The 10,314-nt window shown below is 72.2% G+C and carries 12 protein-coding genes; 7 read left to right on the forward strand and 5 right to left on the reverse strand.

Annotated features, from left to right (window positions below; translation table 11 throughout):
• A partial coding sequence (locus DW297_RS13370; protein ID WP_205828298.1) for a general stress protein occupies window positions 1-622 on the reverse strand: 622 nt, incomplete at its 3' end.
• A gap of 85 nt (window positions 623-707) precedes the next feature.
• Between DW297_RS13370 and DW297_RS13375 the strand changes: the two genes are divergently transcribed.
• The 4 genes from DW297_RS13375 to DW297_RS13390 are packed head-to-tail and all read left to right on the forward strand — an operon-like array spanning window position 708 to window position 4,128.
• Window positions 708-1,973 carry a magnesium transporter MgtE N-terminal domain-containing protein gene (locus tag DW297_RS13375; RefSeq protein WP_136033187.1) on the forward strand — a complete coding sequence of 422 codons (1,266 nt, stop codon included), beginning with the start codon at window positions 708-710 and terminating at the stop codon, window positions 1,971-1,973.
• Complete coding sequence (locus tag DW297_RS13380) at window positions 1,973-2,497, forward strand: DUF1003 domain-containing protein (protein WP_136033189.1); 525 nt, start codon at window positions 1,973-1,975, stop codon at window positions 2,495-2,497. The genes DW297_RS13375 and DW297_RS13380 overlap by 1 nt, the downstream gene beginning before the upstream one ends.
• Window positions 2,494-3,615, forward strand: a complete 1,122-nt coding sequence (locus DW297_RS13385) for an Mrp/NBP35 family ATP-binding protein (RefSeq protein WP_136033192.1) — start codon at window positions 2,494-2,496, stop codon at window positions 3,613-3,615. Before DW297_RS13380 ends, DW297_RS13385 begins: the two co-directional genes overlap by 4 nt.
• Window positions 3,616-3,633: 18 nt before the next feature.
• Complete coding sequence (locus DW297_RS13390) at window positions 3,634-4,128, forward strand: YcxB family protein (protein ID WP_136033193.1); 495 nt, start codon at window positions 3,634-3,636, stop codon at window positions 4,126-4,128.
• Between the two features lie 9 nt (window positions 4,129-4,137).
• Here the strand turns inward: DW297_RS13390 and DW297_RS13395 are convergent, their stop codons facing one another.
• Window positions 4,138-4,512, reverse strand: a complete 375-nt coding sequence (locus DW297_RS13395) for a twin-arginine translocase TatA/TatE family subunit (RefSeq protein WP_136033195.1) — start codon at window positions 4,510-4,512, stop codon at window positions 4,138-4,140.
• A 90-nt stretch (window positions 4,513-4,602) separates the two neighbouring features.
• On the opposite strand from DW297_RS13395, the gene DW297_RS13400 reads away from it, so the two are divergent.
• Entirely contained in the window at window positions 4,603-5,241 is a 639-nt protein-coding gene (locus tag DW297_RS13400; protein WP_136033197.1) for an O-methyltransferase, read from the forward strand.
• 89 nt (window positions 5,242-5,330) lie between these two features.
• Here the strand turns inward: DW297_RS13400 and DW297_RS13405 are convergent, their stop codons facing one another.
• From DW297_RS13405 to dapE, 3 genes are all read right to left on the reverse strand, one after another.
• Window positions 5,331-5,504 (reverse strand): DUF3117 domain-containing protein, encoded by a 174-nt coding sequence (locus DW297_RS13405; RefSeq protein WP_136033199.1) that lies wholly within the window; start codon window positions 5,502-5,504, stop codon window positions 5,331-5,333.
• 94 nt (window positions 5,505-5,598) lie between these two features.
• The gene (locus DW297_RS13410; RefSeq protein ID WP_136033200.1) at window positions 5,599-6,816 is read right to left on the reverse strand and encodes a hypothetical protein; all 1,218 of its coding nucleotides are present in this window, start codon (window positions 6,814-6,816) and stop codon (window positions 5,599-5,601) included.
• Window positions 6,798-7,871: a succinyl-diaminopimelate desuccinylase gene (gene dapE / locus DW297_RS13415; RefSeq protein WP_136033202.1), complete on the reverse strand. Its 1,074-nt coding sequence runs from the start codon at window positions 7,869-7,871 to the stop codon at window positions 6,798-6,800. Before dapE ends, DW297_RS13410 begins: the two co-directional genes overlap by 19 nt.
• 66 nt (window positions 7,872-7,937) lie before the next feature.
• On the opposite strand from dapE, the gene dapD reads away from it, so the two are divergent.
• Window positions 7,938-8,891, forward strand: coding sequence for a 2,3,4,5-tetrahydropyridine-2,6-dicarboxylate N-succinyltransferase (gene dapD / locus DW297_RS13420; RefSeq protein ID WP_136033204.1), 954 nt, complete (start codon window positions 7,938-7,940; stop codon window positions 8,889-8,891).
• A 236-nt stretch (window positions 8,892-9,127) separates the two neighbouring features.
• The coding region (locus DW297_RS13425) for a DEAD/DEAH box helicase (protein ID WP_136033206.1) at window positions 9,128-10,314 on the forward strand (1,187 nt) is incomplete at its 3' end.

Genomic DNA, 10,314 nt, shown 5'->3' on the forward strand with positions numbered 1-10,314 from the left:
CCGCGCCCGGCTCAGGTTCGGGGGCCGGCGGAGCGGGCGCGGGAGCCGGAGCAGCCGGGGGTGCGGGAGCGGGCGCGGGGGTACCAGCGCCCGGGGTGATGCGCTCCCCGTAGCGCGGCGGCTCGTCCAGGTTCACGGGCGGGCGCACCGGAGCGACCCGCGTGGCACCGAGCACCTGGCGGGCCTTGGCCAGCGACGCCGCCTGCACCGTGACCTCGTAGTGATCGGCGGCGAACTGCGTGACGCTCGCGAAGTCGCGGCGCCGGCGGACGATCGCGTACGTCACGAGGCTCAGCAGCATGCCGACCGCGACACCGATGAAGACGAATCCCACGAACAGCTGGATGGGGACCTCGGGGTTGCCGAGCACGAGGATGGCCGACAGGAAGAGCCCGATCAGCACGCCGTTGATCGCGCCCGATCGGGCGGCGGCGGCATAGCCGAGGCGCCCTGTCACCCGCTCGACCGTGCGGACGCTCTGCCCGACGATCGCGATGTCCCGCGCCGGCACCTCTCCGGCGATCAGCTTCGACACCGTCTTCTGCGCGCTCTCGTAGTCGCGCATCGAGGCGACGATCTCGCCGGTGTCCGTGCCGTTCGCTGGGCGATTAAGCATGCTCATCAAGCCATTCTTCCATGCCGTGCTCACGGCCGCCGCGGATGGCGTGCGGCCGCCGCGGGCCAGACCCCCGGGATACGCTGGACGAGTGAGCACACAACGGGTCTTCGCCGCGCGCCTCGCAGGGTGCGCCGTCTTCGATCCCGTCGGCGACCGGCTCGGCAAGGTCCGGGATGTCGTCGTCGTGTATCGAAGTACCGCGGCCCCTCGTGTGATCGGCCTCGTGGTCGAGATCCCCGGCCGCCGCCACGTGTTCCTCTCGATCGGGCGGGTCACCTCGATCCGGTCGGGGCAGGTCATCACCACGGGCCTCATCAACGTGCGCCGCTTCTCACCGCGCGCCGGTGAGGTGCGGGTGCTCGCCGAGATGCTCGGGCGCCGCGTGAGCCTCATCGACGGCAGCGGCACCGCCGTCATCGAAGACGTGGCGATCGAGCCGAACCGTCTGGGCGAATGGGCCATCAGCCAGCTGTTCCTGCGGCGACCGAAGACCGGGGCCTCCCCCTTCGCCAAGGGGCCGACGACGTTCGCCGCCTGGAACGAGGTCGCCGAGGAGCGGGCGCCGGGCGAGGCGCAGTCCGCCGAGCAGCTCGTCGCGTCGTACTCCGAACTGCACGCCGCCGACCTCGCCAACACCCTCCTCGACCTGCCGCAGCAGCGCATGATCGAGGTCGCCGAAGAGCTCTCCGACGACCGTCTCGCCGACGCCCTGGAGGAGATGCCGGAGGACGAGCAGGTGCACATCCTCGACCGGCTCGGCGACGAGCGCGCCGCGGACATCCTCGACCAGATGGAGCCGGACGACGCCGCCGACCTGCTCGCACAGCTTCCGCCCAACCGCCTGGAGCAGCTGCTCGAGCTGATGGAGCCGGAAGAGGCAGAGGACGTCCGGATGCTGCTCCGCTACGGCCCCGACACGGCGGGCGGTCTGATGACGCCGGAGCCGATCATCCTCTCCGCCGACGCGACCGTGGCGGAGGCCCTGGCGCTCATCCGCCGTCATGAGCTGCACCCCGCCCTCGCCGCCGCGGTGTTCGTCACGCTGCCCCCGTTCGAGACCCCGACCGGACGCCTGCTGGGCCTCGTGCACTTCCAGCGGATGCTGCGCTACCCGCCGCACGAGCGCCTCGGCGCCATCCTCGACGACAGCCTCGAACCCGTCCCGGTCACGGCCTCCGCGGCCGAGGTCGCCCGCATGCTCGCCAGCTACGACCTGGTGTCGCTCCCCGTGGTCGACGCCGCCCACCGCCTCGTCGGCGCCATCAGCATCGATGACGTGCTGGACTACCTGCTGCCCGACGACTGGCGCACGCACGACAGCGACGACGCGTCGCCCACGACGGGGGCGCGCTGATGGCGAGGATGAGCCGGTCGACGCCGCGCCTGGACGCACCGGGGCGGGGAACCACGCGCCCCCGCACCACCTCCCGCGACCGCTTCGGACGGTTCACGGAGTGGGTGGCCCGGGCCATGGGCACGCCCGCCTTCCTCGTGATCCTCAGCCTGTTCTGCATCCTCTGGATCGGGTGGAACACGCTCATGCCGCACCACCTGCGCTTCGACGATGCGGCCCTGGGGTTCACGGCGCTCACGCTCATGCTGTCACTGCAGGCCTCGTACGCCGCCCCGCTGATCCTGCTCGCGCAGAACCGGCAGGACGACCGCGACCGCGTGCAGATCGAGCAGGACCGCCAGCGGGCCGAGCGCAACCTCGCCGACACGGAGTACCTGGCGCGGGAGATCGTGGCGCTGCGCATGGCGCTCGAGGAGCGCAATTCGCAGGCGGTCACCCGAGACGTGCTGCGCCAGGAGCTGAAGGCGCTGCTGGCCGAGCTGAACGACGCCGAGGACGAGCCGGCGGGCGGCGCGACCCCATGACCGCGGCCGACAGCGTCCGCAGCGCCGTCTCCGCCGTCACGGACCCGGAGCTGCGACGCCCCATCGGTGAGCTCGACATGGTGCGGGACATCGAGGTCGACGGCACCGTCGCGCACGTCGGGATCGCGTTGACCATCGTCGGGTGCCCCGCCGCCGACCGCATCGAGCGGGATGTCCGCGCCGCGGCCGCCGCGGTGCCCGGCATCGAGACCGTCGAGGTGGACGTGGGGGTCATGACGCCCGCCGAGCGGAAGGCGCTGACCGAGAAGCTGCGCGCCGGTCGCCCGCCGCGCCACATGCCGTTCGGACCCGAGTCGCTCACGCGCGTGATCCTCGTGTCCAGCGGGAAGGGCGGCGTCGGCAAGTCCACCGTCACCGCGAACCTCGCGGTCGCTCTCGCCCAGCGCGGGCTCGCGGTCGGCCTCGTCGACGCCGACGTGCACGGGTTCTCGATCCCCGGTCTGCTCGGCATCCCCGCCGGCACGCAGCCCACGCGCATCGACGACCTCATGCTGCCCCCGGTCGCGCACGGCGTGAAGGCGATCTCGATCGGGATGTTCCTGCGCGACGGCGAGTCGGTCGTCGCGTGGCGCGGGCCCATGCTGCATCGGACCGTGTCGCAGTTCCTCACCGACGTCTTCTTCGGCGACCTCGACGTGCTGCTGATCGACATGCCGCCCGGCACGGGAGACATCGCGATCTCGATCGGTCAGCTGCTCCCCCACGCGGAGGTCCTCGTGGTGACGACGCCGCAGGCGGCCGCATCGGAGGTGGCGATCCGCAGCGGACTGGTGGCGCGGCAGACCGGACAGCGGGTGATCGGCGTGGTCGAGAACATGGCGGCGTACACGCTCCCGGACGGCACCGTGGTCGACCTGTTCGGCGCGGGCGGCGGGGCGGCGGTCGCCGAGGCCCTGTCGGAACCCGGCTCCCCGGTGCCGCTGTTGGCATCGATCCCGCTCAGCCCCGCGCTGCGGCGGGGCGGCGACGTCGGCGACCCCGTCGTGATCGCCGAGCCGGACGACGCGGCGGCGACCGCCATCCGCACTCTGGCCGCACAGCTCGGACGACAGGGACGCGGCCTCGCCGGTCGACCGCTGCCGATGTCGATCTCCTGACCCGTGGAGGATGCCCGGATGCCGCACCGCTCCGTGACCGTGGACGAGAGACTGCTCCGTCACATGGCGAGGGACGCCGCGATCTACACCCTCACGCGCCCGGTCGCCATCGTCATGTGGCTGGCGCTGGCCGCCGCCCTGATCATCGGCGTGCTCAACCTCACCGCGACCGCGCGCGCCGGGCAGGAGACGTCCGCCATCGTGGCCTTCACTCCGGCGGTCGCGGTCGCCCTCGGCCTCTACGCGGTGCTGCTGTCGGTGTCCAGCGCGCGCCGTGCGGTGCGGGCCGCCATGCCCGTGGAGAGCGTGGTGTGGGTGGCGCTGGACGACGACCGGCTGCAGCTGGGCAGCGACCGGCGGCGCTCCGAGATCCCCTACTCCGAGTTCCAGCACGTCCGCGTCGGGCGCGACGCCGTGCTGCTCAAGGTGCGCGATGCCGCGGTCGCGACCGCGATCCCCCGCGTGCTGCTGAGCGACGACGACATCGCACGACTGCGATCCCGCGTCTCCTGAGCCGTCGGGTCAGGTGGCCTCGGAGTCGAACGGAGGACGGTTCTGCGCGTCGAACACCGGCGGCGCGGTGCGCGGGGCCACCGGTTCCGCGATGGTGGCGGCGACCGCGGCCGGGGTCGTCGGCTGCGGCTCCTCGAACAGGGCGTCGCGGATGATGCGCCGGGGGTCGTACTGCCGCGGGTCGAGCTTGCGCCAGTCGACGTCGTCGAGCTCGGGGCCCATCTCCTCCCGCATCCGCGACTTGGTGTCGCGCAGGTACTCGCCGGCCTTGCGGACGAGTCGCGCGAAGCTCTCGGCCGCACGGGGAAGACGTTCGGGTCCGATGATCAGCACCGCGATGAGGCCGATCAGCAGCAGCTTCTCGAAGGTCAGACCGAACGTCATGTGACCAGGCTACCGCCGCGCCTGCGGAGTCTGCGCGCAGACAGCCCATACCCTGGAGGCATCACCCACGCAGGCAGGGAGAGTCAGCCCATGAGCGAGCACGACGCCAACGCGCGCTTCCTTCGAGAATCCATCGTCGAACCGGATTCCCTCGCGAGGGCGCGCGCGCACGCGGTCGAGCTCGGTGCCGCCCCGGTGAGCGCCGCGGTCGGTTCGCAGATCGCCGTGCTCGCCGCCGCCGCGGGGGCGCGGTCGATCGTCGAGATCGGCACCGGTGCCGGCGTGTCCGGCCTCTGGCTGCTGCGCGGCGCCCCGCAGGCCGTCCTGACCACGATCGACAACGAGCCGGAGCATCTCGCCGCGGCACGCCAGGCGTTCGCCGACGCCCGCGTCCCGTCCACCCGCGCCCGCCTCATCACGGGTCGCGCGAGCGACGTGCTGCCGCGCATGAACGAGTCCTCGTACGACATCGTGCTGGTCGACGCCGACCCGGAGAACGTGATCGAGTACGTCGAGCACGGTTTGCGGCTCGCACGGGTCGGCGGGCTCGTGCTCGTGCCGCGCATCCTCGCCGGCGGTCGCGTGGCCGACCCCGTGCAGCGCGACGACGTGACCTCCGCCTACCGCTCGCTGGTGCAGGCGACCCAGGAGTCCTCCGCGGTGCTGGCCACGGTGTCGCCGGCCGGTGAGGGACTGCTGCAGCTGGTGCGCCTCGACGACCAGGACTGACCGCGGGCACGGGGCCGGAACAGCGAAAGAGGGCGATGGATCCGCGGATCCATCGCCCTCCTGGTTCCGCACGAGCGGACCCGGTTCGATCAGGCCGGCGTCACGACGGCACCCAGCACGTCGTGGAGCTCCTTCGCTTCGGCGTCGTTCACGGAGACGACCAGGCGGCCGCCGCCCTCGAGCGGAACGCGCACGATGATGAGTCGTCCTTCTTTCACGGCCTCCATCGGTCCGTCTCCGGTCCTCGGCTTCATCGCTGCCATCGTGGCTCCCTTTCCTCCGGTGGTATGGAACGAGTTTATCGGGTGACACCGCGCCGTGGACGTCACGCCGACACAATCCCGTTCTCCCGCGCGATCAGGGAACCTGCCAGAACGTGCTGCCGAGCGCATACACGTGGTAGATCCACACCCACTGACCGAGCAGGCACAGCACCAGCACGCCGAGACGCCAGGCGCGCGACCGGGGCACCGCGACCGCGCCCCACGCCGGGCTGAGCGGCAGCAGCAACCGGAACGTGCTCGACTGCGGGAAGAACACCGCCAGCAGGTACAGCAGGTAGCTCGCACTCCACAGGCGCAGGTCCGCACCCAGTGCCCGCACCGGGCGGGCGAACAGCAGCGCGAGGGCCGCGGCCACCACGAGCAGCACGAGCGCGACGGGTCCCCCCGCGGCGGGAAGCCCCCACAGCGAGAACCAGAACTGCGACGCCTGCACCCACCCCTCGAACGGCACGAAGCCGTCGACGCCGCCCACGATCCAGTGCCGACGCCAGGCGAGCTCGGTCGCGAGATACGCCCCGGGGTCGCCCGTGACGACGGCGGCGATCACCTGCCACGCGAAGCCGGTCGCGACGGCGAGCGCGCCGGCTGCCACGATGTGCACCACCTCGCGCAGCGCGAGCGGATCGTCGCGGCGGTGGATCCAGCGGAGGATGCCGTGGAGGCCGAGGTACAGCGCGAAGGCCAGAACCCCGGGTCGCGTGAAGCCCATCACCGGGATCAGCAGGTACAGCCACGCGTACTGCCGGCGGATCGTCGCGTCCAGGGCGAGGAACAGCAGCAGCAGGAACAGCGTCTCCGCATAGCCCACCTGGAACATCGCGGCCAGCGGCCCTGCGGCGAAGAACACGACCGCCCAGAGCGCGGCCCCGCTGCCGATGCGATCGCGCAGCAGGCGGTGCAGCGCCAGGCAGGCCAGGTAGCCGGCGACGAGGGCGAGCACGAACGCTCCCGCTCCCCAGGAGCCGAGCACGAAACCGAGCGCCTTCGCGGCGTATGCGAACACCGGCATGAACGCCCACGCGTTCTCGGCGACCTCGCCGGCGTCGGTCAGCGGCAGCTCGCTCGGATACCCGTGGACGGCCACCTGCCAGTACCACTGGGCGTCCCAGCCGAGCACGAAATCGATCAGGCCCGCGTCACCGCCGAAGCGCGAGAAGACGGTGGACAGCGACGCCGCCGCGATCAGGAACCCCGTCGTCACGACGCGCGCGCCGAGATAGATCAGGCCGATGCGCAGCGGAAGGGGAAGCCGGGCCCAGCGACGTGCCGTGCTCAGTGCGAGGTGAGCCATGCCCGCAGGCCCTGCTCGACCGCCGCGATCTGCGCGAGCGGCACCCGCTCCTCGTCGTGGTGGGCGAGGTGCGGGTCACCGGGGCCGTAGTTCACGGCGGGGATGCCCAGCGCCGAGAAGCGCGCCACGTCGGTCCAGCCGTACTTCGGTCGCGGCTCGGCACCGACCGCCGCCACGAAGTCCCGCGCGATGTCGGCGTCCAGCCCGGGGCGTGCCCCCTCGGCCGCATCCGTGATCTCCACGTCGAACCCCGCGAGCACCGCGCGCACGTGGGCCTCGGCGTCGGCGGCCGACTTGCTGGGCGCGAAGCGGTAGTTGACCTCGACCTCGCACGCGTCGGGGATGACGTTGCCCGCCACCCCGCCGGCGATGCGGACGGCGCTGAGGCTCTCGCGGTACAGCAGCCCCTCGACCGGGACCTCCCGAGCGCGGTACTCGGCCAGACGGGTGAGGATGGGCGCGGCGCGATGGATGGCGTTCTCGCCGATCCACGCCCGGGCACTGTGGGCGCGGACACCCGAGGTACGCACGATCGCCCGCAGCGTGCCGTTGCAGCCGCCCTCGACCTCGCCGTTCGACGGTTCGCCCAGGATCGCGAAGTCCGCCTGGAGCAGGTCGGGACGTGCCGCCGCCAGCAGCGCGAGCCCGTTCTTGGTCGCCTCGACCTCTTCGTTGTCGTACCACATCCACGTGATGTCGACCGCGGGGTCGGTCAGCTCGGCCGCGAGCTTCAGCTGCACCGCGGTGCCCGCCTTCATGTCGACCGTGCCGCGCCCCCACAGGTAGGGCTCGCCGTCGACCTCGATGTCGCGCGTGGGAAGGTTGCCGTTCACGGGCACGGTGTCGATGTGGCCGGCGATCGCCACGCGACGGTCTCGGCCGCGGTCGGTGCGGGCGACGATCGTGTTCCCGTGCCGGATGACCTCGAGGTGCGCGAGGGGGGCGACGGCCTGCTCGATGGCGTCGGCGAGCGTCTTCTCGTCGCCCGAGACGCTCGGGATGTCGCAGATCGCGCGGGTGAGGGCAGCAGAGGACGCGGTCAGATCGAGCACCATGCCCTCAGCCTACCGACCGTCGTCATGCGGGCGGAGGCCCGGGTCGGCCCGCGATACCGTGGAGGTATGAGCGACGCGAGAACTGTGTGGGGCATCGGACTGACCACGACCGCCGGCGACGGCACCGTCCTGGACGCCTGGTTCCCCGAGGTGCGCACCGTCGCCCCCTCGACCGAGGACGCCGCGGCCGCGGTCGACGCCCTGGTCCCGCTCGCCGGGCCGGACGAGCGCCGCAACGTGACGGTCGAGGTCGTCCAGCTCCAGGTCGACCTCGACGCCGCCCCCGCCTCCACCGCGGACGCGTACCTGCGGCTGCACGCGCTGTCGCACCTGGTCGCACGCCCGAACGAGCTGAACCTGGACGGCATCTTCGCCCACCTGCCGAACGTGGCCTGGACGAACGCCGGACCTGTCCTGCCGTCCGACGCGGCCCGTCTGCGCCCGCAGCTCCAGCGGGCGGGCATCCAGGTGCAGGGGCTCGACAAGTTCCCGCGCCTGACCGACTACGTCCAGCCCGCCGGTGTCCGCATCGCCGATGCGTCCCGCGTGCGCCTCGGCGCCCACCTCTCCCCCGGCACCACCGTGATGCACGAGGGCTTCGTGAACTTCAACGCCGGTACACTCGGCGCCTCCATGGTCGAGGGCCGCATCTCACAGGGTGTCGTCGTGGGCGACGGCAGCGACATCGGTGGCGGCGCCTCCATCATGGGCACGCTCTCCGGCGGCGGCACGCACCGTGTCTCGATCGGGTCGCGCACGCTCCTGGGCGCCAACGCGGGGATCGGCATCTCGCTGGGTGACGACTGCGTGGTCGAGGCCGGGCTCTACGTCACGGCTGGCACCAAGATCGTGCTGGCCGACGGCCCGGTCACTCCGGACGGCGGCCGTCCGACCGTGAAGGGCGCGGAGCTGTCCGGCCGCGACGGCCTCCTGTTCCGCCGCAACTCCCTCACCGGTGCGGTCGAGGCGGTCCAGCGCGCCGGCGTCGGGGTCACGCTGAACGACGCGCTGCACGCCTGACACCGGCCATGCGGCCTCCGGCATGCCGCCACTGGTAGACTGACACCGCTGCTCGCGCCGCCGGCCGGTCAGCATCGTCGTCGTCTAGGGGTCTCCGAGGACCGAAGCGAGCGCCCGGCGCTCCCATCACCAGCCCGAACTGGCCATACGTACGGCGAACGGACGCGCGATCCGCCGCGTCCTCGCCCACCTCACCCCACTACCGCGCCCCTGTCGGGCGCTGACGGAGTTTCTGCATGCCTTCCTTCCTCGATCTCGGCGTTCCCGCCGAGCTCGCCGCCGTTCTCGCCGCCTCCGGCAAGACCGAGGCGTTCGCGATCCAGCGCGACACCCTTCCCGATTCGCTCGCCGGCCGTGACCTCCTCGGTCGCGGACGCACCGGCAGCGGCAAGACCATCGCCTTCGCCCTTCCGCTCGTGGCGCGGCTCGCGGCCTCGGGCACCAAGCGCCGCGCCGGGCTCCCCCGCGGCCTGGTGCTCGCGCCGACCCGAGAGCTCGCGACGCAGATCGCCGCCACCGTGGCCCCGCTCGCCGAGGCCGTGGGCCTCCGCGTCACCACCGTGTTCGGCGGTGTCAGCCAGCGTCCGCAGGAGAAGGCGCTGCAGGGCGGCGTCGACATCGTGGTGGCCTGCCCCGGTCGCCTCGAAGACCTCATGAAGCAGCAGGTCGTGCGTCTGAGCGCGATCGAGGTCGCTGTACTCGACGAGGCCGACCACATGGCCGACCTCGGCTTCCTCCCCGGCGTCACCCGCATCCTCGCGGCGACGCCCGCCGACGGACAGCGCCTGCTGTTCAGCGCGACCCTCGACCGCGGCATCGACACCCTCGCCCGCCGGTTCCTCTCGAACCCGGTCAGCCACGAGGTCGATGAGGCGAGCGTGCCCGTGGGCGAGATGACGCACCGCGTGCTGGTGGTCGACTCCACCGAGAACAAGACCGTGCTCGTGCGCGACCTGGCGTCCGGCACCGGCCGTCGCATCCTGTTCACGCGCACGAAGCACCAGGCGAAGAAGCTCGCCAAGCAGCTCACGGCCGCCGGCATCCCCGCGGTCGACCTGCACGGCAACCTCTCGCAGAACGCGCGCGAGCGCAACCTCGGCGCGTTCTCGACCGCTCCGGAGGACGGCGGGGTGCGCGTGCTCGTGGCCACGGATGTCGCGGCGCGCGGTGTGCACGTCGACAACGTCGACCTCGTGGTGCACGTCGATCCGCCCGTCGAGCACAAGGCCTATCTGCACCGCTCCGGCCGCACCGCGCGTGCCGGCGCCGCGGGCACGGTGGTCACGGTCGTGCTCCCCGAGCAGCGCCGCGACGTGAAGGACCTGCTGCGCAAGGCCGCGATCTCGGCCCCGCTCGAAGAGCTCACCCCGGCCGCGGTGACCGAGCTGGTGCCGGAGCGCGCGCCGCACGTGCGCCCCGGCAC

The organism is Microbacterium sp. PF5, from assembly GCF_004794315.1.
Lineage (GTDB): Bacteria > Actinomycetota > Actinomycetes > Actinomycetales > Microbacteriaceae > Microbacterium > Microbacterium sufflavum.